The 22,149-nt window shown below is 62.0% G+C and carries 24 protein-coding genes, 1 tRNA gene and 1 pseudogene; 8 read left to right on the forward strand and 18 right to left on the reverse strand.

Going from position 1 to position 22,149, the window contains the following annotated elements:
- Nucleotides 1–11: 11 nt before the first annotated feature.
- From VJV58_RS20590 to VJV58_RS20600, 3 genes are all read right to left on the reverse strand, one after another.
- Nucleotides 12–1,040, reverse strand: a complete 1,029-nt coding sequence (locus VJV58_RS20590; protein ID WP_414641537.1) for an ABC transporter substrate-binding protein — start codon at nucleotides 1,038–1,040, stop codon at nucleotides 12–14.
- 17 nt (nucleotides 1,041–1,057) lie between these two features.
- A complete protein-coding gene (locus tag VJV58_RS20595; RefSeq protein WP_324139210.1) occupies nucleotides 1,058–2,422 on the reverse strand; it encodes an FAD-dependent oxidoreductase in 1,365 nt (454 codons plus the stop codon).
- Nucleotides 2,423–2,492: 70 nt separating this feature from the next.
- The gene (locus VJV58_RS20600) at nucleotides 2,493–3,296 is read right to left on the reverse strand and encodes an enoyl-CoA hydratase-related protein (protein ID WP_324139211.1); all 804 of its coding nucleotides are present in this window, start codon (nucleotides 3,294–3,296) and stop codon (nucleotides 2,493–2,495) included.
- Between the two features lie 127 nt (nucleotides 3,297–3,423).
- Here VJV58_RS20600 and VJV58_RS20605 point away from each other — a divergent pair, with 127 nt between their 5' ends.
- Nucleotides 3,424–3,711: a hypothetical protein gene (locus VJV58_RS20605; protein ID WP_324139212.1), complete on the forward strand. Its 288-nt coding sequence runs from the start codon at nucleotides 3,424–3,426 to the stop codon at nucleotides 3,709–3,711.
- 2 nt (nucleotides 3,712–3,713) lie between these two features.
- Here the strand turns inward: VJV58_RS20605 and VJV58_RS20610 are convergent, their stop codons facing one another.
- From VJV58_RS20610 to VJV58_RS20640, 7 genes are all read right to left on the reverse strand, one after another.
- A complete protein-coding gene (locus tag VJV58_RS20610; RefSeq protein ID WP_324139213.1) occupies nucleotides 3,714–3,857 on the reverse strand; it encodes a hypothetical protein in 144 nt (47 codons plus the stop codon).
- A gap of 228 nt (nucleotides 3,858–4,085) precedes the next feature.
- The gene (locus VJV58_RS20615) at nucleotides 4,086–4,511 is read right to left on the reverse strand and encodes a DOPA 4,5-dioxygenase family protein (RefSeq protein WP_324139214.1); all 426 of its coding nucleotides are present in this window, start codon (nucleotides 4,509–4,511) and stop codon (nucleotides 4,086–4,088) included.
- Nucleotides 4,512–4,577: 66 nt separating this feature from the next.
- Nucleotides 4,578–4,898 (reverse strand): monooxygenase, encoded by a 321-nt coding sequence (locus VJV58_RS20620; RefSeq protein ID WP_324139215.1) that lies wholly within the window; start codon nucleotides 4,896–4,898, stop codon nucleotides 4,578–4,580.
- A gap of 78 nt (nucleotides 4,899–4,976) precedes the next feature.
- Nucleotides 4,977–5,053 (reverse strand) — tRNA-Arg (locus tag VJV58_RS20625).
- A 156-nt stretch (nucleotides 5,054–5,209) separates the two neighbouring features.
- Nucleotides 5,210–5,665: a CAP domain-containing protein gene (locus VJV58_RS20630; RefSeq protein ID WP_324139216.1), complete on the reverse strand. Its 456-nt coding sequence runs from the start codon at nucleotides 5,663–5,665 to the stop codon at nucleotides 5,210–5,212.
- The gene (locus VJV58_RS20635) at nucleotides 5,655–5,885 is read right to left on the reverse strand and encodes a hypothetical protein (protein WP_324139217.1); all 231 of its coding nucleotides are present in this window, start codon (nucleotides 5,883–5,885) and stop codon (nucleotides 5,655–5,657) included. Before VJV58_RS20635 ends, VJV58_RS20630 begins: the two co-directional genes overlap by 11 nt.
- 87 nt (nucleotides 5,886–5,972) lie before the next feature.
- A complete protein-coding gene (locus VJV58_RS20640) occupies nucleotides 5,973–6,977 on the reverse strand; it encodes a 2-dehydropantoate 2-reductase (RefSeq protein WP_324139218.1) in 1,005 nt (334 codons plus the stop codon).
- A 151-nt stretch (nucleotides 6,978–7,128) separates the two neighbouring features.
- Here VJV58_RS20640 and VJV58_RS20645 point away from each other — a divergent pair, with 151 nt between their 5' ends.
- The gene (locus VJV58_RS20645; protein WP_324139219.1) at nucleotides 7,129–7,689 is read left to right on the forward strand and encodes a YidB family protein; all 561 of its coding nucleotides are present in this window, start codon (nucleotides 7,129–7,131) and stop codon (nucleotides 7,687–7,689) included.
- A gap of 54 nt (nucleotides 7,690–7,743) precedes the next feature.
- The gene (locus VJV58_RS20650; RefSeq protein ID WP_324139220.1) at nucleotides 7,744–8,022 is read left to right on the forward strand and encodes a GlsB/YeaQ/YmgE family stress response membrane protein; all 279 of its coding nucleotides are present in this window, start codon (nucleotides 7,744–7,746) and stop codon (nucleotides 8,020–8,022) included.
- A gap of 23 nt (nucleotides 8,023–8,045) precedes the next feature.
- Here the strand turns inward: VJV58_RS20650 and VJV58_RS20655 are convergent, their stop codons facing one another.
- The gene (locus tag VJV58_RS20655; protein ID WP_324139221.1) at nucleotides 8,046–8,828 is read right to left on the reverse strand and encodes an SDR family oxidoreductase; all 783 of its coding nucleotides are present in this window, start codon (nucleotides 8,826–8,828) and stop codon (nucleotides 8,046–8,048) included.
- Between the two features lie 269 nt (nucleotides 8,829–9,097).
- Between VJV58_RS20655 and VJV58_RS20660 the strand changes: the two genes are divergently transcribed.
- The 3 genes from VJV58_RS20660 to VJV58_RS20670 all read left to right on the forward strand — a co-directional run bounded on the left by VJV58_RS20660 (nucleotide 9,098) and on the right by VJV58_RS20670 (nucleotide 12,256).
- Nucleotides 9,098–10,162 (forward strand): acyl-CoA dehydrogenase family protein, encoded by a 1,065-nt coding sequence (locus VJV58_RS20660; RefSeq protein WP_324139222.1) that lies wholly within the window; start codon nucleotides 9,098–9,100, stop codon nucleotides 10,160–10,162.
- A gap of 65 nt (nucleotides 10,163–10,227) precedes the next feature.
- Nucleotides 10,228–11,388 (forward strand): acyl-CoA dehydrogenase family protein, encoded by a 1,161-nt coding sequence (locus VJV58_RS20665; protein WP_324139223.1) that lies wholly within the window; start codon nucleotides 10,228–10,230, stop codon nucleotides 11,386–11,388.
- Nucleotides 11,389–11,449: 61 nt separating this feature from the next.
- Nucleotides 11,450–12,256 (forward strand): enoyl-CoA hydratase/isomerase family protein, encoded by an 807-nt coding sequence (locus VJV58_RS20670; RefSeq protein WP_324139224.1) that lies wholly within the window; start codon nucleotides 11,450–11,452, stop codon nucleotides 12,254–12,256.
- Nucleotides 12,257–12,436: 180 nt separating this feature from the next.
- On the opposite strand, the gene VJV58_RS20675 is transcribed toward VJV58_RS20670, so the two are convergent.
- The 3 genes from VJV58_RS20675 to VJV58_RS20685 form a co-directional block, all read right to left on the reverse strand.
- Nucleotides 12,437–13,198 (reverse strand): hypothetical protein, encoded by a 762-nt coding sequence (locus tag VJV58_RS20675; protein ID WP_324139225.1) that lies wholly within the window; start codon nucleotides 13,196–13,198, stop codon nucleotides 12,437–12,439.
- A 75-nt stretch (nucleotides 13,199–13,273) separates the two neighbouring features.
- Nucleotides 13,274–14,062, reverse strand: coding sequence for an enoyl-CoA hydratase (locus VJV58_RS20680; protein ID WP_324139226.1), 789 nt, complete (start codon nucleotides 14,060–14,062; stop codon nucleotides 13,274–13,276).
- Nucleotides 14,063–14,122: 60 nt separating this feature from the next.
- Nucleotides 14,123–15,328, reverse strand: coding sequence for an ABC transporter substrate-binding protein (locus tag VJV58_RS20685; RefSeq protein ID WP_324139227.1), 1,206 nt, complete (start codon nucleotides 15,326–15,328; stop codon nucleotides 14,123–14,125).
- 276 nt (nucleotides 15,329–15,604) lie between these two features.
- On the opposite strand from VJV58_RS20685, the gene VJV58_RS20690 reads away from it, so the two are divergent.
- Complete coding sequence (locus VJV58_RS20690; RefSeq protein ID WP_324139228.1) at nucleotides 15,605–16,408, forward strand: thermonuclease family protein; 804 nt, start codon at nucleotides 15,605–15,607, stop codon at nucleotides 16,406–16,408.
- A gap of 65 nt (nucleotides 16,409–16,473) precedes the next feature.
- Nucleotides 16,474–17,928, forward strand: a complete 1,455-nt coding sequence (locus VJV58_RS20695; protein WP_324139234.1) for a M48 family metalloprotease — start codon at nucleotides 16,474–16,476, stop codon at nucleotides 17,926–17,928.
- 155 nt (nucleotides 17,929–18,083) lie between these two features.
- On the opposite strand, the gene VJV58_RS20700 is transcribed toward VJV58_RS20695, so the two are convergent.
- The 4 genes and pseudogenes from VJV58_RS20700 to VJV58_RS20715 all read right to left on the reverse strand — a co-directional run.
- On the reverse strand, nucleotides 18,084–18,905 hold the full coding sequence (locus tag VJV58_RS20700; RefSeq protein WP_324139229.1) for a CarD family transcriptional regulator: 822 nt from the start codon (nucleotides 18,903–18,905) through the stop codon (nucleotides 18,084–18,086).
- Between the two features lie 370 nt (nucleotides 18,906–19,275).
- Entirely contained in the window at nucleotides 19,276–19,614 is a 339-nt protein-coding gene (gene fdxA, locus VJV58_RS20705) for a ferredoxin FdxA (RefSeq protein WP_324139230.1), read from the reverse strand.
- Nucleotides 19,615–19,734: 120 nt separating this feature from the next.
- Entirely contained in the window at nucleotides 19,735–20,004 is a 270-nt protein-coding gene (locus tag VJV58_RS20710) for an RNA-binding S4 domain-containing protein (RefSeq protein ID WP_324139231.1), read from the reverse strand.
- Between the two features lie 77 nt (nucleotides 20,005–20,081).
- Nucleotides 20,082–22,149: pseudogene (locus VJV58_RS20715) on the reverse strand (helicase); the annotation flags it as partial.

Raw genomic sequence — 22,149 nt, forward strand, 5'->3', positions numbered from 1 at the left:
AATCCGCCATCTCAATCCGGCTTCACATATTCTTTGGCAATGATCGCGTCGGCCGTGACGCCTTTATCGACAAAGCCCTGTTGCTGGAGCCATGCGATCTGGTTAGCGACATTGCCGACGTCGAGCTTGCCGTCGGGGTCGATATAGGCGCAGTTGCCGATCACCTGCTCGACGGGCAGATTGGTATATTTCGCGATGATCTCCAACAGCGGCCGGGTCTTCTCATTGAGAGGCGCCTTGCCATCGGAGACAGCAGCCAAGATGACATCATGATATTCGCGATCGGCGCGGGCAAGCGCGGCAAGAAGCCTGGTGACCAGCGGCTTTTCGGCGAGCGTTCTGGTCGAGGCGAACACCGCGCCCAACTGCCACGGCGTCTCGTCACCGACCCAGCCCAATAGTTTGGCCCCGCCATCATCCATCAGCTTGCGCGCGGTCGAGACCGGCAGCAGCGCGGCGTCCACGGTCTCGCCCTTTAGCGCAGCGGCCGCGTTCGAGAGCGACTGCAAGGGGACTATCTTAACATCGCTGAGCTTGAAGCCGTATTTGTCCGCCAGCAGTCCCAACGAGTAGTGAAAGCTGGAGCCGGTCTGTGTCACCGCGACCCTCTTGCCGGCGAGATCGCGGGGGCTCATTAAGCCGGCGGCATAAGCGTTGTTGCTGGCGAAATAACCGATCAGCGGATAGCCCGCCTTCTCGCGGCTCATGCCGCCGATCACCTTTAGCGTGCCCTTGCCAGCGAGGTTGTACAACCCGGCGGTGAATGCCGTGATGCCGAAATCGACATCACCCGACGTCGTCGCGACTGCGATCGGTTGCGCGGCATCAAAGAATTTCAGCTCGATGTCGAGACCGGCGTCGCGGAAATAGCCTTTGTCCTGTGCGATGAATACCGGTGCCGAGGAGGAGAGCCTGAGTACGCCCACTTTCGCCTTCAAGGCCTGTTCGCAAACACCCGCCGTTGGCGCGACAAGCGCGCCCGCGAGTGCCAGCAGGCTCGCCAAAAACATCCCGGCCAAGCGCGAGCGAGAACGCTGCATCACTATTTCCTTCATCTCTAAAGCCCTTTGGGGACCGCTTGATTCCGGCCCAGGAAAGCTCCCCGTTTTCTCAACTCGAGTTGCAGTTTGTTTACAGCGATGTCGCGCGGGATTGTATTGCCGCCCAGCGCCAGGGCCGTGGCGGTCCCGGCGGCTTCGCCCATCGCAAAACAGGCACCCGAAACCCGCGCCGCCGATTGACCGTCATGAGTCATCGAGGCGCAGCGCCCCGCAACGAGTAAATTCTCCAGACCTTCAGGGACCAACATCCGATATGGCAATTCGTTGAACCCGCGAGATTCCGGAATCGGCGGGAACTTGAAGACAACATCACCGGCGACATGGGATTCGATTGGCCAGCCGTTGACGCCGATCGAATCCTCAAAGCTCGCGCAACCGAGCACGTCCTCGCCGGACAGCATATAGCCGCCGACGACGCGGCGGGTCTCGCGAATGCCGAGCTGCGGCGGCAGGTCGACAATGTACGATTTCTCGAACCCTGCCACGGTGCGAAGGAAATTGAAGGCGTTGACGGCCTGACGCCGGCCATCGATTTCGCCGCGCGTCAAATCATCAGGTTCCAGCCCGTTGATGGCAGCGCCATCAGCGCGTGCAAGCTGGGTAAAGTTCACTCGCCACTCTATACCCGAGCGCTGCGGCCGCACGATCGCCGCCTTGCGCGGAAAATGATGCGTGCCCGCCGCTTCGGCCTGCTCCATCAGTGCCGGAATGGTCCGCCACGCCTCGCCCGCCCTTTCCGGATCGATGCCGTTGAGGCGAAACATCATCGAGGGATAAAGCATGCTGCCGTTGTTATCGCCGATCTCGTAACGCGCGCCAGCCCAGGCCGCGAGATCGCCATCACCGGAGCAGTCAATGAACGTCAGACCGCGAACCGCCTGTCGGCCGGCCTTGGTTTCAATGAGCAGGGCGTCGATGCGCTTTTCATTATGCATGACGACGCCGGCGGCGAGCGCGTGCAAAAGGAGTTCGACGTTGTGGGCGGCGAGCAGATCGTCGGCAGCGATCTTGTAAGCAGCGGTGTCGTAGGCCTGCGCAAGAATTTTTCCGAGAATCAGATGAGGCGCATTCAGCCCGCCGAGTTGGTCGATGCGATCAAGCAACTCGGATGCAACGCCCTGCACCACCCGATGCATCTCGCCATATACATTAGCATGCAGCCCGCAGAAATTGGTCACGCCTGCAGCCGTCCCCATGCCGCCGAGGAAACCATAGCGCTCGATCAATAGCGTGCGCCGGCCCGCGCGCGCCGCAGCCACTGCGGCCGCAATGCCTGCCGGTCCGCCGCCGAGAACCACGACCTCATATTCGCCATACAGCGGCACTCGCCGCGCGGGCTCTTCGACAAAAGTTCGAACCAATTTCGGATTCCCGGATGTTCACCGGCCATCATGCCCCGCCGTTGGACATTTAGCTACGCCCGCCCACCCGCTAGGCGCGGCCAGTGTCCCAATTGGCCGCCCTTTTTTCGGCGAACGAGGCCAGCCCCTCCGAGGCCTCCGCGGTCTGGCGCCTCGCCGCATGCATCCGGACCAACCGCGTATAAGCTTCATGCTCCACGCCCATTCCGCCGAACGAGCTTTCCATCGCAAGCGCCTTGGTTTCGGCCATGGCTTCAGGGCCGTTGGCCAATAACTGGTCCACGAATTTGGCGCCCGCGGATTCCAGCTCACCCAACGGCACCACCTCGTGCACGAGACCGATGCGCCGCGCCTCCTGTGCGCCGAAACGCTCGCCAGTGAGCGCATAGCGTCGAACCTGCCGTACACCAATAGCGTCACACAATTGCGGGATGATGATTGCCGCCGTCAGTCCCCAACGTACTTCGGTGATCGAGAACATCGCGTTGTCGGCGGCGATCACCACGTCGCAGGCCGAGATCACGCCGGTGCCGCCCCCGAAGCAACCACCTTGCACCAGCGCCACCGTCGGAATCGGCAAGCCGTTCAGCCGTTGCACGGCTTCGAAGGTGGCCCGCGACACGGCTTCGTTTTCGGCGCGTGATTGCGGTCGCACCGCGTTGATCCATTTCAGGTCGGCTCCGGCCTGGAAGTGCTTGCCATTGCCTTTCAGTACTACCACCCGCAGCAGACTTTGCTTTCCCAGTTCGTCTATTGCCGAAAGCACGCCATGAATCAGGCCACTATCATAGGCATTGTTGACCTCGGGCCGGTTCAACGTAACGGTGGCGACCCCACGTTTGTCGAGGCTCCACAACACGGAACTGTCTGGCATCGCAATCTCTCTGTTTAAAGGTTTCCGATGGGCTCAGGCCAGAGGCCAACTATTTGTAGCACCGATCGGAACCAATTGAACTCGAGCAGCATCGCTATACTTGAGTCGAAGCGTTGGGAGCAGAAAAATGGCTCTGCTAAAACGAGAACTGTACCGTCACCTGAAAGGTCCAGAGGTCACCAACGCGGATCGCTGTACCCTGGTGTTCGATACCGACAGAAAGAGCTTATACGTCGAGCGCGAGATCGCGCACCTGGACACGAACGCCGGCGGCACGATCGACTACCAAACCGCGACCATGGACATCGCGGATTATCTTAAGCAAGGCGGCCAAACCGCCGGGCACAGGGAACTATGGCGGTTGTTGAGGACGCTTTTCAAGGAAGAGAGCGAGCCTGAGAAATTGGCTGGATAGCGTTATCTCTTTGCCAATCTCTTGGGGGTCTTCAGCAACATGCGTCTGGCCTTCGCCGCCGCGCGCTTTTTGATGTCGTCCTTGATCTTCTCGATCAGGCTTCTTGCATCCGGCCTGGGGTTCTTGAGGGCTGAGGTGGAATTCATGGCGTCCACTCCTCCGACGGTCAGCTTTTGAGAGACTATCGAATTTCCAGAACTTGCCAAGACTTTCGCCGGGCGTCCAATCAGGGGCCTCCGATCAGGCGGCGCCATTTTTGCTCCCGTCAGCGACGGCTTGCCCTGGCGTGCCCTCCCAGAGCGTTCTCGCGCGAAGTGGACGACGGTTCGCATGAGGAAAACGCGTCGGAAGAATAAGTTATGGAACCGATGGCTCTAGGCCGGCAAATGCGGCGTGGTATTTGGCTCCAAAGGCTCCTCTGCTTCGGCCTGCTCCGAGAGAATGTCGGCATGGACCGGGAGCGGCTGCCCGATCCAGAAAGGATCGGCGAGATGATCGCGGCGCGGGTTTGTCGTGTTCGGGTGAATCAAAATACTAAGGTCGCCGTGATTGAGCATCAGCCATGGCACGAGCGAAGCGAAGACATCCTTGCCGAAGGCGACTTGAAACATTGCGCGATCGTGAGGGCCGACCTTGGTGTCGTGCCAGCTGCCCAGTCGCACCAGAAAGCGCTCGCCGATCCACAAGCGCAATCGCTCCGCAATATGTCGCGTGCTCGCAGGCTCGTAATAGATGTGGGCGTGATAGCTCGCGATTTCTCTGAGGGATCGCGGAGCGGATACCGATTTCAATTCGACCATCGATCTTCTCCGCCGTCGCAGCCCGATTTCTGATCGAACAATCGGGTCTCAGAGATCTGGCGTGTTCTACTCGGCGGCGTCGAGAATCGTCTTGCCGAGCGTGTTGTCGACCACAACCGGCGTCTCGAAATAGCTGATCTCGGGGGCGGCGCCGTAGCGATCGGTGATCATCTTGCGCCACTCGCTGGTATAGAGACGATCGGCGGCCTCGCGGCTCTCCCACAGATAGCAGCCGCCGCCGGTCCGGCTCTGCTCATCGAACAGGTAATATTTGCGAACAAGCCCGGCCAAGCCTTGGTACTTCGGCGCTGAACCCTGGAACAGTTCGGCGGCTTTGGCGGCGTCGATCGATACGGGCAGCTTGAAACGGACAATGGCGGTAATCATCGGCACATCCTCCACGCACGTGTTGAATTCGGGTTCAAGCCACGGCTACTGGCTCAGGCAAATAGTGGCTCATTTAAATGGCGATCCCGGCATGACTCGAACATGCGACCTACGGTTTAGGAAACCGTCGCTCTATCCAGCTGAGCTACGGGACCGGAGAACCCGCCGATCTCAACGGGTACTGGCGCGTTAGATATCAGAGCCGGCGCCTGATCGCCAGCGTCCGGCAACCGCCGGCGGAATCGGAAATCTTTCTACCCGCGCGTTTGCCTTGTCGGATGGCTGGCCGTGCCTCCTCTGGTGGGAACTGGTCAGTCGGTAATCACCATGGCCCAGAACTTCCGGTATGGCGACTTGGAGTTAGTGACCGAAGCCACGCCGACGCGGCGGGCGCCGGACATCAATAAATTCTGGCGGTGGCCGGCGGAGTCTTCCCACTGCCTCAGCATCTCGCTGAAACTCAAATAGCCCGCGCCGATGTTCTCCGCCGCCCTCGACATGCGCAACCTGCCCAGGCGAGACTCAAAACTGCCGGCCGCGCTGTGGCTCACGGAGCCCGTGAGCGACATGGCCTGGGCCTGTCTCAGCGCCAGCGCGTTGAGATGGCTATCCAACCGCACCCGTGGCAACCCATGCGCATGGCGGTAGGCGCTGATAGCACTCGCATAATCGCTTGCGTTCGCCACCGTCGCAAAACTCAGGCCGAAGCCGAGCGTGAGCAGCAATAACCTGATCGGCACTCGCGCCCGCCGAATCTCAATGGCCATCATGCATCCGCCTATGATGATGACGGCGGGCCGGCCTGCGGCTCACGAAGGCTTGGTACGCCGGTGCACGATGGTTCAGCGCGGCGTGTTGCTCCTGCAGCCTTGCGTCATAGCCCGGCGATGGCGTCACCGTCGGCGGCGCGGCGCTGGCCGCAACCATCATCGCCCAGCCGAGCGCCGCGACGGCGGCACTCACCGAAATTGCGTTCGTTGATTTCATAAATCCTCCCTGCCCGCCATTTGGGAATGGCCGCTCCCACTCATTCGCCCGTGAAAAATTGCCTTTTCAAGGCAATTCGCGAAAGCATCAGTCGGGCCGGACCTGCTCCGGCGTCAGCCCGGGCGAGCCCTTGCCGGCAGCCTCCGCCTGTTTGATCAACGCAACGACGCGCCGGACCAGCGGCACCTGAAGCCCGCGCCGTTCGGCAATTTCGATGATGGCGCCCTGCAGGTAGTCGATTTCCGTGCGGCGGCCGCGCCGCAAATCTTCGGACATCGACGAGCGCGCGTCGGCTTCGATCTTCATGAGGCTGCCGAGCAGCGCCGCGAACAGCGGATCGGGCAGGCGCAGCAAATGTGGCGTCCAGCCCGAGGGCAGCGGGGTCGGCGATACCGGCCGGATGCCTTCCGCCCGTATCGCTTGAAGCCCTTCCGCCAGTTGGTCGGCCAATAGCCTGCGCCACGAGCGTTGCGCAAGCTGCTGGCGCAGCGGCAGATCAGCAAGCGCATTGGCCGCGTTGGTAAGATTGAACAGCAACTTCCCCCATTGCACACCGGCGATACGCGTCGTGGAGCGCACTCGCAAACCCGGAACCGAGAGCTGGGCTGCCGTGCCGGCGTCGTCTTGTTCGATCACGATGTCGCCGGAACTGGCGCGGCGAAACCGCGCCTTGCCCGGCGCGACAACATTGAACGGCACCATTCCGGCCAGCACGCGGTGACCGGGCAAATGCTGACGCAGCACCGGCACATTGCCCACGCCGTTCTGCAGGCTGACAATGACGGCGTCCGCCGGCGCATGCCGCGCAATCGCTTCGGCCATGGCCGCAGTATCAGTGCTCTTTACCGTTACCAGCACTGCGCCGGCATTGCCGAGAACCGCGGCATCTTCCGACATGGTGAGCTGGCTGGATGCGATGTTACGTTCAAGACCCTCGAAGCTGCTCAGCCGCAAACCATTGGCTTCGATCTCCTCGATCACGCGCGGGCGCGCCAGCAGCGTGACGCGGTGGCCGGCAGCCGCATACATGCCGCCGACAAAGCATCCGATGCTGCCGGCGCCTGCGATGGCGATCGGTCTGTCCAAAATCATTGCGCGTGATCCGATCAGGTTGTGCGAAGGCTTCGATAGCAGAGTTTCGCATTGAATGCGCGCAGCGCCGCGCGGGACCATCGGGCCGCCTTGTAACGGTCGTGGCAGGTCCTTATGTTTTCGCCCGGGCAGCATTCGGCAGGAGCAAGCAATGGGTTTACTCGATGTACTCAACGGAATGCAGCAGGGACCGCGTGGTCCAAGCAATCCCGACACCCAGAGCAGCGGCGGCATGTCGCCGATGACGATGGCGATCCTCGGCCTGCTCGCCTGGAAGGCCATCAAGCATTTCAGCGGCAACCAGGCGAGCGCCACGGCCGGATCGGCGCCATCACCGGGCAACGCCACAGGCGGCGGAATGGGCAGAGGTCTGGGCGATGTTCTTAAGGGCGGGCTCGGCGGTCTGCTCGCAGGCGGCGCGGCGGGAAGCGTCATCAGCGGCGGGCTTGGCGACCTGCTCAGGCAATTCCAGCAGCATGGCCAAGGCGACGCGGCTAACTCATGGGTCAGCAACGGCCCCAACAAGCAGATTTCACCTGACGATCTCGGCCGTGCCTTGGGCGCCGATCAACTCAATGCGCTTTCGGCACAGACCGGACTGTCGCGTGACGAATTGCTCGCCGGACTGAGCCGGCATCTGCCGGAGGTCATCAATCACTTAACTCCCGATGGCCGTCTGCCGAGCGAAGACGAACTATCAGGCCGGATCTGAGGCCACCAGCAGCAAAGTTTTAACCGGTGTTCTTTTCACGAAAGGACGGCAATCATGAGCGGCATTCTTTGGGTGATCATCGTCGGCTTTGTCGCAGGAATCATTGCGCGGTTGCTGTCGCCGGGACCTAACAATCCGAGCGGATTTATTTTGACCACCGTGCTCGGGATCGCTGGCGCATTTCTCGCGACGTTTGTCGGTCAGGCCATCGGCCATTACGGTCCCAATCAGGGCGCGGGCTTCATCACCGCCACCATCGGCGCGCTGGTGGTGCTGTTCATCTGGAACCGGCTGGTGGCGAGCGGCACCATTTCAGACGTCGGCCGAAGGTGACCGCGCACCAGCGAATCGTTCGTTCACGTGATCAGATGCAGTCCGGCGTCCATCCGCACGATTTCGCCGGTCATGTTGCTCGACTGCGGCGTGGCGAGAAAACACACCAGCGCCGCGATATCCTGCGCTGACGAGGCAACCTTGAGCGGCACTCTCGCGATCACGTTGTCGCGCACTTGCTTGGCCGCTTCCTCGCCGCGTCCCTTGGTGAACCAGGGCGTGTCGATATAGCCGGGACAAACCGTGTTGACCCGGATCAGCGGCGCCAGCGCGCGCGCCAGCGACAGCGTGATGGTGTTCAGCGCGCCCTTGCTCGCTGCATAGGCGACCGACGAGCCAATGCCGCTGATCCCGGCGATCGATGACACGTTGACCACGGCGGAAGCGCGCCCCGAGGCTTTCGCGCCGGCTTCCAGCAGAGCCCGCGCCGCGCGCACCATCTGAAATGGGCCGATGGTATTCACCCCGAACAACCGTTGAAAATCCTCGGCCGACAATCCATCCAGATTGCCGTGTGCCATGTGCTTGGTGGTGCCGGCATTATTGACTAGCGCATCGAGGCGCCCCCAGGGCGCCGCCGCCGCAACGATTCTCTTACAGTCATCGTCGCGCGATACATCGCCCTGCACCACGACGACCTCGCCACCCGCTGAGCGGCAAGCATCGGCGGTCTGTTCGGCTTCCTTTTTGCTGGAGGAATAATTGACAACGATCCGTGCCCCGCCGTTGGCAAGGATTGAGGCGGTGGCCGCTCCCAGTCCAGAGGCCGAGCCGGTTACGATCGCGCACAAACCATCCCCAGACATCCGCATTCCTCATATGATTTCGGCCAATGCCGCTGCCGGCGACCTACCATATCGCCTGCGGAAAGGCGCGCAAACCGCCAAACTCCGTTGCGCGGAATTAGTGCTTCCAGCGCCGCATACCGCCCGCGCAGAGCGCCTTGCGGAGAGCGCTTGTCATGGCGGTGGCTTTTCCTCATCATGAGGTGCAAGAAAAGTGCGCAGTTGGCCTGGGCTGAAGCCGTCCGATTGGACTGCGCACCAACAGCCGAGAACGAAAGCTGGGGAACGCTGTGGCGGAGAGTGATAACATCGTCGCCGAGACCGCGGAAAAAATATTCGCCGATCTCGCCGACGCGCAAACCATTAACTCCGACAAAAAGGGCAATTGGAAAGCGCCGCTATGGAAGGCGCTGAGCGAAGCCGGCTTGCCGCTGTCATGGGTGCCTGAAGCTTGCGGCGGTTCCGGCGCCAGCCTGGCCGAAGGCTTCAGTGTCTTGAGCGGGGCCGGGCGTTTCGCCGTGGCCGTACCGCTGGCCGAGACGATGCTGGCGGGATGGCTGTTGGCGCTTGCAAAAATCGGATGTCCCGAGGGGCCGATGACTGTGGTGCCCGCAAGCCCCAAAGACCGCATCACGCTCAACACCGACGGCACATTATCCGGACGCGCGCGCGATGTTCCCTTTGCCAAGGAGGCCAGACATATCGCGGTGCTGGCGCATGGCTCGAGCGGCTTGTCGATCGCGCTGGTTGACGCTGCTGGATGTCGCATCGAGGCCGGACTTAATCTCGCCAGCGATCCCAGCGACACGGTCATGCTCAACAACATCCAGCCGGTCGCGATCGCGCCAGTGCCGAAGCCATTCAACCAGACGCAGTTGATGCTGATGGGCGGGGTTGCGCGAAGCCTGCAGATCGCGGGCAGCCTTGAATCCATGCTTGAAGTCAGCGTGCGCTACTCCAACGAGCGCGTCGCATTCGAGAAAAAGATATCGAAATTCCAGGCCGTGCAGCACAATCTCGCAAGGCTCGCCGGCGAGTCCGCCGCGGCACTGGCGGCGGCGACTTCGGCTGCCGATGCGATCGCCAACTGCAAGACATTCGATGACGAGGTGTTCCTCGAGGCGGCGTCGGCGAAAATCCGCTGCTCGGAAGCCGCCGAAAAGGGCTCTGCGATTGCCCACCAAGTGCACGGCGCGATCGGCTTCACCATCGAGCACATCCTGCATCGCTATACCTTGCGCGCGCTGGCGTGGCGTGACGATTTCGGATCCGAGAGCTACTGGGCCGTGGAACTGGGCAAGCTCGTTGCCGCGCGTGGGGCCGACGAGCTATGGCCGTTGGTGGCCTCGCGTTGAGCATGCCCGTCGAAAACTTCGTATCAGGTTTCTAGTCCCCATCCGATCCTCGATGAGATTTTGAAATGACCGCAGCCCTTCGTTTCGATCCGATCCGTCTTCCCCCGGAATGCGAAAAGCTGCGCAAGGAAGTGCGCGCGTTTCTCGCCGAAGAAATCGGCGCCGGCACTTTCGATCCGCACAAGCCCAATCGCGAGGACGCCGACGCGCGGGAATTCAGCCGTCGCGTCGGTGAACGCGGCTGGCTCGGCATGACCTGGCCGAAGAAATATGGCGGCCACGAGCGTTCATTCCTCGAGCGTTATGTAGTGACCGAGGAAATGCGCGTCGCCAACGCGCCGACCCGGCGGTTCTTTGTGGCCGACCGGCAGAGCGGACCGGTGCTTTTGAAATACGCGCCCGAGCACATCAAGATGGATATCCTGCCGCGCATCTGTCGTGGCGAGGTTTGTTTTGCGATCGGTATGAGCGAACCTAATTCCGGCTCCGACCTGTTCGCGGCCAAGACCAAGGCAACCAAGACCGACGGCGGCTGGCTCATCAACGGCACCAAGATCTGGACCTCATCGGCGCACATCGCCGATTACATGATCGCGATTTTCCGCACCTCGCCGCCGACCAAGGAAAACCGCCGACACGGTCTCACGCAATTCCTGGTCGACATGAAAACGCCGGGGATCAAGGTCAACCCGATCGGCCAGATCACCGGCCAATTCGAATTCAATGAGGTGGTATTCACTGACGCTTTCATGCCCGACGATCATGTGCTCGGCGAGATTGACGGTGCCTGGAAACAGGCGACCAGCGAACTAGCGTATGAGCGCAGCGGCCCGGAGCGGTTTCTCGAAACCTATTATGTGCTGACCGAACTGGTTCGCGCGGTCGGATCGAAGCCGGACACCCGCAGCGCCGAAGGTATCGGCAGGCTGGTCGCGCAGCTTCACACCATGCGCCGGATGTCGGTGTCGGTCGCCGGCATGCTGCAGGCAGGCAAGGAGCCGGTGGTCGAAGCCTCGATCGTCAAGGACATCGGCACGGTGTGGGAACAGCAACTGCCGCATCGGGTCCGTGACCTCGCCGCGTTCGTCGATCCCGACGCTTCCAATCACGAAACCCTGGAAAAGCAGTTATCATTCGCGATCAAAACCGCGCCGAAGCTCACCATTCAGGGCGGTACCACGGAGGTGCTGCGAGGCATCATCGCGCGCGGGCTCGGCCTGCGCTAGCCAGGCTTCCTCCGCGGCAGCGGCGGCGGGATTTCGCAATTCGTCTCAATCGAGGATTACCATGAGCAAGTTTACGGACCTTGGTGTCGAAAAAATCGGACATGTCGGCATCATCGAAATCCAGCGGCCGCCGCTGAATTTTTTCGACATCTCGCTGATCAATCAGATCGCCGATGCGCTGGAGGAATTCGATCGCGACGTCGAGATTCGCTCGTCGGTGCTCGCGGCGCAGGGCAAGGCGTTCTGCGCGGGCGCCAATTTCAATGATCCGGCGCGGCAGGAACAGGAAGCGCGCGCCGCCAAGGGCGATCCGGCTGATAGCCTCGGGCAGATCAACCACCTCTACGTCCAGGCCGTGCGCATTTTTCGCAACAAGAAGCCGATCGTCGCGGCAGTTCACGGTGCCGCCATTGGTGGCGGTTTGGGCCTTGCCGTATCGGCGGATTTCCGCGTCACCTGCCCGGAAGCGCGATTTGCCGCCAATTTCACCAAGCTCGGCTTTCATCCGGGATTTGGGTTGACCGCGACGCTTCCGGAGCTGGTCGGCAAGAACAATGCCGAATTGATTTTCTACACCAGTCGCCGGGTGACCGGCGAAGACGCGACGCGAATGGGGCTCGCTAACGTCTGTGTGCCGCAGGATCGAGTGCGAGCCGAGGCGATGAAGCTGGCCCAGGAGATCGCCGAATGCTCGCCGCTCGGTCTGCTCTCGACCCGCGCCACCATGCGCGCGGGCCTCGCCGACCGCGTACTCGCCGCCACCAACCATGAATTGGCGGAACAAAGCCGGCTGCGCGCGACCGAGGATTTCAAGGAGGGTGTCAAGGCAACCGCGGAGCGCCGGGTCGCGAATTTCAAAGGACGGTAATCTTCGCGGTGTCCCGCTATTCGGAGCGCAAGCAGTCCGCTACCTACCTCGCCAGCCGGCGTTTGGCCAGCCACCCAACAGCGCCGTTGTGGGGCATTGCGCACTGCGTCTTTGCGGAGCGGAGCGATGAGGCAATCCGCTCTTGCCGTGCCCCGTCGAATTGCGCTCGCAATGGTGGATTCACGACAGATGGAATGTCACGCCGCCGAGCACAAACGAATTACCTGACACCGCATAGCCTCTGGATTTGGCGGCCTCGCGCACCTTAGCGACATCGCCAATCCGGAACGTCAGCGCACTCATCGAATCGCTCTCGCCCGGCACAAAGCGGAATACGCAATTGGGAAGCCTGAGTTCAGGCTCGCGGCCTTTACTTTCGCCGACGGGAATGCCGATGATCTTGCCCCAGTGCTCGGCCAATTGCCGCGGCCCCGGACTTTCCATTTCAACGGCAGTCAAAACTTGCGTCACGTCTTTGCGGATGGATTTCTGCCACTCCGGGCCGGCCGGAGGATAGGGCCCGAGAATGTCGTCGCTACCCGCGGTGTGGTTGAACTCGATAAAGGCCGCCCGACAATCGCGCGGATGCAACTGCACGCCATGATAGGGCGCGTGATCGATGACGTTGGCGATGCGTACGCCCATCTCCCTGGCGTGCCGGCCGCGCTCGTCGGGATCATCGCAGCAAAAAATCGCCATGTAGCCACCGCGACCTCCGGTCTTGTCGAGAAAGCGGCCGGCCGCGGTACCCTGCTGAATCGGCGCGACCACCTCCAACAGGATGGTGTCAACCGGCAGCAATGCGTTCTCCAGACCATATTTGGCCACGTTACCGTCGCGGTAACAGACGTTCAGCCCCATGATCTCAGCGATGTGGCTGATCACGGGCTCCAGATGCGGCGCCACCAAACAGATTTGCCGCAGCCGGATGTAGCTCGCCATCTCGGTCACCCCGGTAATTAAAAGTATTGAGCGAAGTAGACGCCGGTTTGCGTGAAGAAAACGCGTCAGAAGAAGCTAGTGCCCGGCGAATACAGGTTTGCGCTTTTCGACAAAGGCTTTGGCCGCTTCCTTGTGGTCGGCGGTCTCGCCCGACCGCGAGTGATGGATCGCTTCGGCGTCGAAACACGCTTCCAGCGACAAATGCTCGGCATTGTTGATATTGCGTTTGATGTAGCCCAGCGTCACCGACGGGCCCTGCGCCAGTGACATCGCGAGATCGCGCGCGCTGGCCTCCACCTCCGCATCGGGAACGACGCGCGTAACGATCCCGAGCGCCAAGGCTTCCTGGGCGGTCAGCACCGGCGACATCAGATAAAGCTCGCGCGCCTTTGCGCTGCCGAGCAAATGGGTCAGAAAATACGTGCCGCCGTAATCACCGGACAAGCCGACCTTGGCGAAGGCAGTAGTGATTTTGGCCGACGTAGATGCGACCCGAAGGTCGCATGCCAATGCGATCGAGAGGCCGGCTCCGGCAGCCGCGCCATCGACCTGCGCGACTACAGGCTTCGGCATCTCATGCAGGATGCGGGAGACTTCCATTCCACGACGCAGATTCGCCATCTTGGCCTCGAACGGCAATGGCGCGCGACCCTCCGCCATCGATTTCACGTCGCCGCCGACGCAGAACGTGCCGCCCGCGCCCTTGAGCAGAACGGCGCGGACTTCGTGATCTTCAGCGGCCCGTCGCGCTGCATCGACCAAGCCCCGCGTCATTTCCGCATCAAGCGCGTTGCGCCGGTCGGGACGGTTCATGGTAATCGTGAGCAATCCGGAGTCGAGCGCTTGCAGGACGATGTCGTTCATCTGGTTTCACTTTCGACATTTTTCAGTGTGATTGCGAGAAGCACGGTCCGCAAGAACGCTTCACTTCTTCACCAGCGGACAACGCGATAACTCCAGCGACTGGAAAGCCTCGCTGCCGGGGATGGTCGCCAGCAGCTGGTAATCGTCCCAACGTCCTTTCGACTCCGAGGGCTTCTTGACGTCGAACAGATACATGTCGTGGACCATGCGGCCGTCTTCACGAATCTTGCCGTTCTTGGCGAAGAAGTCGTTGATCGGCGTTTCCTTCATCACTTTCATCACGGCGGCTGAATCGGTCGTGCCGGCGGCCTTCACCGCCTTCAGATAATGAGTCACGGATGAATAGACGCCGGCCTGCGCCGAGGTCGGTACCCGCTTGACTCGCTCCATGAAGCGCTTGGAGAAGGCGCGGGTGTCGTCATTTAGGTCCCAATAGAAAGCCTCGGCCAGCAACAGACCCTGCGCGGTCTCGAGGCCGATGCTGTCGATATCGGTAACGAAGGCCAGTAGCGGCGACACCTTCTGTCCGCCCTTCATGATGCCGAATTCGGCAGCTTGCTTGATGGCGTTGACCGTATCGCCGCCGGCATTGGCAAGTCCGATCACCTTGGCTTTCGAAGCTTGCGCCTGTAGCAGGAATGACGAGAAGTCAGAGGTGTTGAGCGGATGACGGACGCTGCCAACCACCTTGCCGCCGCTCTTCAGCACAACATTGGTGGTATCTTTTTCCAGATCTTGCCCGAACGCGTAATCGGCCGTGAGAAAGAACCAGGTGTCGAGACCCTGCTTGACCGCGGCCAAACCGGTAACGTTGGCCTGCGCGAACGTGTCGAACACATAGTGCACGGTGTATGGGCCGCAGGCTTCGTTGGACAGCCGGATCGAACCCGGCCCGTTGAATATCACGATCTTGTTGCGCGCCTTGGCGATCTCGCCGGCCGCGAGCGCGGTAGCGGAGGCGGCCACGTCATAGAGCATCTCGACGCCCTGATTATCGAACATGTCGCGCGCGATGTTGGCGGCAAGATCGGCCTTGTTGAGATGATCCGCGGCGACGATCTCGATCTTGCGGCCCAGCACCTCGCCGCCGAAATCCTCCGCCGCCATTTTCGCCGCTTCCTCGCTCCCGGCACCAGTGATGTCGGCATAAAGGCTGGACATGTCGAGAATGCCGCCGAGCTTCAGCGGAGGCTTGCCTTGCGCCGATGCATCGCTGGCGGCCAACGCCAACACCAGCGCGAAGACGCCCGAAAGAACTCGTTTCATCAAAGCCTCCCTTTGGCACGCCGCATCTGATTTGCGGGGCCTTTTATTTATTTCGCGGCTGATCATGCCGCATGCGCTTGCGACCGGCAACCCGCGAGGCAGAGGCATGTGCTGCTACGTGGGGCACGCCAACCCGGAACATGCGCGAGTTATCACGGCGAGAAGCGTTTGCGAGATTGGCATTCCGGTTTGCGGAAAATGCTTGTTGCCAACACAGCCCATTTCCCAACAACAATCGCCCGCTCCGCAGGAAAACAGGCTAGACCTCGAGCGGCCATGAAACCGATATCAACAACCCCGGGCCATCCTCGGTTATTTGCTGAACTGACGGCCTGGAGCCTAATTCTATCTCTCGCTGCCGCAGCCTCTCCCGCAGGAGCGATAGGCTGCGCCTTCGAATCGCTGGGAGAAGGCCGTGTCGCCGCCATTATCGACGCGCGCACGTTTCGGCTGGAGGATGGTCGCGAGGTACGGCTCGCCGGCATCGAGCCGGCTTCACTCGACAAGACAAAGGGAGCGGCGGCGCTATCGGCCGTTGTGGCGGGGCGGGACGTGACTTTGCGCGCCGAAGACGACGCGCCCGACCGGTACGGTCGTCAAACCGCTTTCGTGTTTCTCGCCACCTCCGATAGTCCCGTGCAGGCGTTGCTGCTCTCGCGCGGCGAGGCGCTGGCTTCGGCTACTGTCACCGACAGAGAGTGCGCGGCCGTCCTGACATCGGCTGAAGCAACCGCCCGCCAGACACGGCAGGGGACCTGGGCCGACCCCGCGGCCATAAAAAACGCGGAAAGTCCGGGCGATATTTTGGCGGAGATCGGGCGATTTACGGTGGTGGAGGGTAAGGTATTGTCGGTCCGCCAAGCGGGCGCAACGACTTACCTGAACTTCGGACAAAACTGGACACGGGACTTCGCTGTGACTATTCCAAAGCGGTCGCTGCCGGCGTTTGAGGCTGGCGGAGTTCTGATTAAATCGCTGGAACATCGTCGTATTCGTGTCCGTGGCTGGGTTGAGGCGCGCGGCGGCCCGCGAATAGAAGTGTTGCGGGTTGGACAGCTGGAAGTCATCGGCGGGAAGTAGCGCGTGGGGCGCGCGCAATAAGAGTAGCTGAAGTGGCGAACTTTGCGGGAGGGCGCGAGGACAGGATGGGCCGCAGCCTCTGGGCTGCGCCGGTTGTGTTGTGCGCGGCACTCACGCTTGCCGCCTGCGGGGATATGAATCGGTTTCAGACCGCCGCTCCCGCGGTAAGTCCGGTCAAGCCCGCCCGCACCGTGGCGCAGACCCCGGCCGCCGAGCGGGAGCACGAGCGCATTCTCGCGTCTTATGGCGGCACCTACGGGGATGCGAAGCTCGAAGCTCTCATCACCAAGACGGTGGATCGGCTGGTGGCCGCATCGGATCGCCCCGATCAGGCCTACAAGGTCACGATCCTCAATTCCGGCGCCGTGAACGCCTTTGCCCTTCCGACCGGTCAGCTCTATGTCACTCGCGGACTGATCGCGCTCGCGAGCGACACCTCCGAATTGTCATCGGTGCTATCGCATGAGATGGCCCATGTGCTTGCGAAGCACGCCTCCATCCGCGAAGACCAGGCGCGCCAGGCGGCCGTCGTGACCCGCGTCGTGACCGACATGAGCAACGATCCCGATCTCACCGCGCTGGCCTTGGCGAAAACCAAGCTGACCATGGCGAGCTTCTCGCGCGCGCAGGAGTTCGAGGCCGACGGTATTGGCGTGGGCATCTCGGCGCGCGCCCATTTCGATCCATATGGCGCGGCGCGCTTTCTTACCTCGATGGAGCGCAACGCGGAACTCAAGGCGGGCAAGACCTCGATCGACCCGCGCGCGCAGGACTTCCTGTCGTCGCATCCGGCGACGCCGGAGCGGATTCAGAACGCGCAGAATACCGCCCGGCAATATGTCTCGCCTGAGGGCGGCGAACGCGACCGCGAAACCTACCTGACCGCCGTGGACAACATCGTTTATGGTGAGGATCCGAGCGAAGGCTTCGTGCGCGGGCGGCGGTTCCTGCATCCCAAGCTTGGCTTCACCTTCGCAGCGCCGGAAAATTTCACGCTCGACAATACCGCGCAAGCGGTGATCGGGGTCCGCGAAGGCGGCAGCCAGGCGATGCGCTTCGACGTGGTGCGGGTGCCCGCCGAACAGACCCTCGGTGACTATCTCAATTCCGGCTGGATGGACAACGTCGACAAGTCCTCGACCGAGGACCTGACCATCAATGGATTCCCGGCCGCATCCGCCAGCGCGCATGGCGACCAATGGCAGTTCAAGGTCTACGCGCTGCGGTTCGGCAGCGACGTCTATCGATTCATTTTCGCGGCACGGCAGAAGAACACCGAGAGCGAACGCAACGCACGGGAGACCGTCAATTCATTCCGCCGGCTGACGCTTGAGGAAATCCAGGCCGCGCGGCCGCTGCGCATCAAGGTCATCACGGTGCAACCGGGCGACACCGTGGAATCGCTGTCCCACCGCATGGCTGGGGTCGACCGCCCGACGGAGCGCTTTCGCATTCTTAACGGGTTGGACGCCCGTGCCCAGGTCAAGGTCCGCGACCTCGTGAAGATCGTGGTGGATTAGCGGATCATTTCGACAGAGCTCCAGACGTCTACTTTATAGCTCTGGAGCACGCAGAACTCTTTCGGTTTCCCGCAACACGGTTGAATTGCGCCCCCGACACCAAAAAAGCCCGGCCGTTGCGGACCGGGCTTTTTGATTGTCGAGCAGGAAGCTACTTACGCGGCTTCGTCAGCTACTGCCGTATCGCCGTCGGCGTCGGCGTCGCCGTCGGCATCCGCCTCGGCTTCGACTTCGGCCTTGGCGCCGCGGCGCGGGCTCTTGGCGAGCTGGCCTTCGATTTCCTTCACCGCCTCGGTTTCAGTGACGTGCTGCACCACCGCGATTTCCCGCGACAGCCGGTCGAGCGCCGCTTCATAGAGCTGGCGTTCGCTATAGGACTGCTCGGGCTGTGATTCCGAACGATAGAGGTCGCGCACCACTTCCGCGATCGCGACAATGTCTCCGGAATTGATCTTGGCTTCGTATTCCTGGGCCCGACGGGACCACATCGTGCGCTTTACGCGCGCGCGGCCCTTCAGGGTTTCGAGCGCCTTCTTCACCAGCACCGGCTCGGACAGCTTGCGCATGCCGACATTGGCCACCTTCGCGGTCGGAACCCGGAGCGTCATCTTGTCCTTGATGAAATTAATCACGAACAGCTCGAGCTTGGCGCCGGCGATCTCCTGATCCTCAATGGCGAGGATCTGTCCCACGCCGTGAGCCGGATAGACCACGAATTCGTTGGTCTTGAAGCCCTGACGCTGGGTCAGCACCTTCTTCGGCTCCTCGATGCGAGGCGCCGCTGCTACAGCCTTGGCGGTCGGCTTGTGCGCGACATGCTTGCCGGCAGCATGCTTCTGCGCCACCGGTTTGTGAGCGGGAGATTTGGCGAGTGTCTTCGGAGCTGTCTTTGGGGCGGCCTTCGAACCGGAGGCCTTTGAGGCAGCAGGCTTCGAGCCTGTCGCTTTCGCGGCAGTTCTTGCAGTCTTGTTTGGCATTGCGCTTCTTTTGTTTTTTGAGGACTTTCCGGCCGTGGCCTTGGTGGCGGTCCGGGTATCCCTTAGAGACGTCCGGGCACGGCGTTTGGTTGCACCGCGGCTGACCGCAGCGGCTTTCTTCGACACCTTGGAAGCACTCTTTTTACGCGTTTTCTGTGACACAGCCTGCGCGCGGAACTGCCACGCCCCTGTTGGATGTTTGCACGGGAGAACCCATTGGGGCCATACGCGGGCTGACGGGTCCGGCTCGTAGTGTGCCCAATATAGCACATTTTCCGCAAAAATCAACGATTTACGCCCTCGAACGGGCGCGGGGGCTTGGTTTTGGCGATCAGTTCCGGATTACGGTTAAATTGGAACGAGTAAAATCTCAGTCGCCGGTTCCGGGATTCGGCGAAAAGTACTTGTCGAATTTGCCCTCCATGCCCTCGTATTCCTTGGCGTCGGCCGGAGATTCTTTTTTCTGGGTGATGTTCGGCCAACTCTTGGCGTACTCGGTATTTACCTCCAGCCATTTCTCCAGGCCAGGCTCGGTGTCGGGCTTGATCGCATCGGCCGGGCATTCAGGCTCGCATACGCCGCAATCGATGCACTCGTCCGGATGGATGACCAGCATGTTCTCGCCCTCGTAGAAGCAGTCCACCGGGCAGACTTCAACGCAATCGGTATATTTGCATTTGATGCAGGCTTCAGTGACGACGTAAGTCATCCAAGGCTCCGAAAAACGATCAATTTTGAGTGGGTTGCGTAGCGCAGGAACATCGCAGCCGCAAGTGAAGCCAAGGTCCAGGCCTGCTTGTCCTTGGTCCTGTCGTCCTGATGCAGATAGTTATTCCTGGCCGTCCTGCAAATCGTCATAGAGAACGCGCGCGGCGGACGCATCCCCCCGCCGCTCCGCAAATCCCAGCACTTTGAGCACGCGCACGCTGCGATCGAGCCCGATGGTGAGCACGTCGCCGGCCTTGACTGCATGACCGGGTGCCTTCTCGCGCACGCCATTGATACGGACGCGACCTGCTTCGACCAGGGCGGCCGCACTGGTGCGGGCCTTCACCACTCGCGCGTGCCACAACCATTTATCGAGACGCTGGCGCTCCAAACCACACCACCGCAATGATTAGTTGTTCACTTGAAGCAGCCTTCAGCCGAACCGCCGCCGGCTTTTCGTAAAAACCCTCAGTCCTTGCGCTCGGCGGTGAGTTGTTCTTTCAGCGCCGCCAATTTCGCGAAGGGCGAATTCGGATCGATCGGCCGGTCGCGCTCGCGCGGGCTGGCGCTGGTGGCATATTGCCGGTGCGACGGCCCGCTATCGGGGCGCTTGTCGCGACCACCCTTTTCGCGCGCGCCTCGATCGCGGCCACCCTTCTCACGGCTGCCCTGGTCACGGCCGCCGAATTTCGCCCGGTCCTTGTCCCTGCCCTTATCGTTTTCCCGGCCCTTCCCTTGAAAGCGTTCGCGCGGCGAATGAGTCGCGCCCTCGCGAGCTGACGCCCCATCGGGAGCGGTCGTCGCGCCCTCTGCCGGCGCGTTGCGGTCTTTACGGAACTCGTTGTGGCGATGACGCCGCCCGCGCCCATGCCGCTCGCTCTTGTCGGCTTCAGTGGCCGCGCCCGCCGCGACCGCAGTTGCAGATGGCTCTGGCGCACGATGATGACTGCGGCGGCTTCGATCGTGACGCGGGCGGCGCTCCTCCGATCGGCCCGCCGGTCGCCAGACTTCGACCATCTCCGGCGCGGCAACAACGTCCGGCGTGGCGGAATCAACGCCACTCGACGGCGCATCGCTGGATTCGGCCGCAGCCGCTGCGGACTGGCTGGCACTCTGCTCGGGGGTCAGTTCGGGCGGCGCCCCTTCAGTCGAAACCGCTGGTTCGGGATTGGCTTCGGCCAGGGAGCGCTCCGGTTCCGAAAATGCGAGTTCGGGAAGCCGCGTTGCCGAAGGCGCGGCTGCCTCTTCACCGCCGTGTTGGGCATCCGGGGCAAACGGCTCGTCATTGCCGGCAGCGACATTGACGGTGGCCGCCGAAGCCTCAACCGCCGCCGCTTCCGACAGCGTCTCTGGCGCGGGATCCGTCACGGCGTTGTCCGCCTGTGCCTCGGGCGTTTGTGGCTCGGGCGTCTCGACCTGAGCCGTGAGATCCGTTTCCGCCGCCACAGGCTCGACCACCGCCGGTTTCGGCGGGGGCGCAGGCCGCCGCTCCATGCGATAGCCCAGCGCGCGCAGGATCGAGGCGAAATCTTCACCAGCCGAACCGGTCAGCGAGGTCATCGCCTGGGTCACCACAAAACCGCGTCCGTCGAACGCGCCGGCCGGCTTCTCGCCGGGCGAGGACTCGCGCCATGCCAGCGCCGGACGGATCAGATCGGCGAGCCGCTCCAGGATGTCGACCCGCACCGCGCGCTCGCCGCATTGCCGATAGCCGAGCACGCGATAGGCGTCGCGATCGAGTTGCCTGTCGACCGGAAACGAAGTGCGACCCGAGCCGGCCAGATGCTGCGCGCCTGACAACGCCGACATATCGACATTGTCATGCTTCAACGCCCACAGCAGCGAAGCCAGCGCGCGCGCCGCCGGCTTGAGCAGCGCCGGAAAATAGATGTGATAGGCGCCGAACCGCACGCCATATTTGCGCAGGCTCGCGCGCGACGGCTGATCCAGATCCTTCATCTCGGCCGCGATTTTCGAGCGCTCCAGCACGCCGAGCGCCTCGATTAGTTGAAACGCGATACCGCGCGCGATCCCGGTGATGTCCTCGGCTTTGCCCAGTTCGAACAGCGGACCCAGCAGCTTTTCGATATGCGTCTTCAGCCACAGATCGAGCCGCGTCTGCACCGCCTCGCGCGCCGCACCGCTCAGCCGCTCGTCGGAAATAATGCGGATGCGCGGATGCAGCGCGTCTTCGGCCGCCGTCAGCTTCGCCACCGCATCGCCGGTCCAGCGGATGGTCCCGTCCGAGGTCAGCACGAACTGATCGTCGGGAGCTGCGGATAATTTGTCGGCGCGCGCGTCGATCTCGCCGGCCAGTGCCTTTTGCGCGGTTGCCTGCAACGCCTTCGCGTCCGAGCCGGCCTCCGCCGCGTCGGGCGCAAAGGTGAAGCCGTCGAGTCGGCCGATCACATGGCCTTCTACGATCACTTCGCCGGTCTTGCCGATTTCCGTATTCAACATCGTGTTTTCCCGCAGGCGGCGCATCAATACACTGGTCCGACGGTCAACGAAACGCTCCGTGAGGCGTTCATGCAGC

This window comes from Bradyrhizobium sp. (assembly GCF_035273305.1).
In the GTDB taxonomy this organism is placed as follows: Bacteria; Pseudomonadota; Alphaproteobacteria; order Rhizobiales; family Xanthobacteraceae; genus Bradyrhizobium.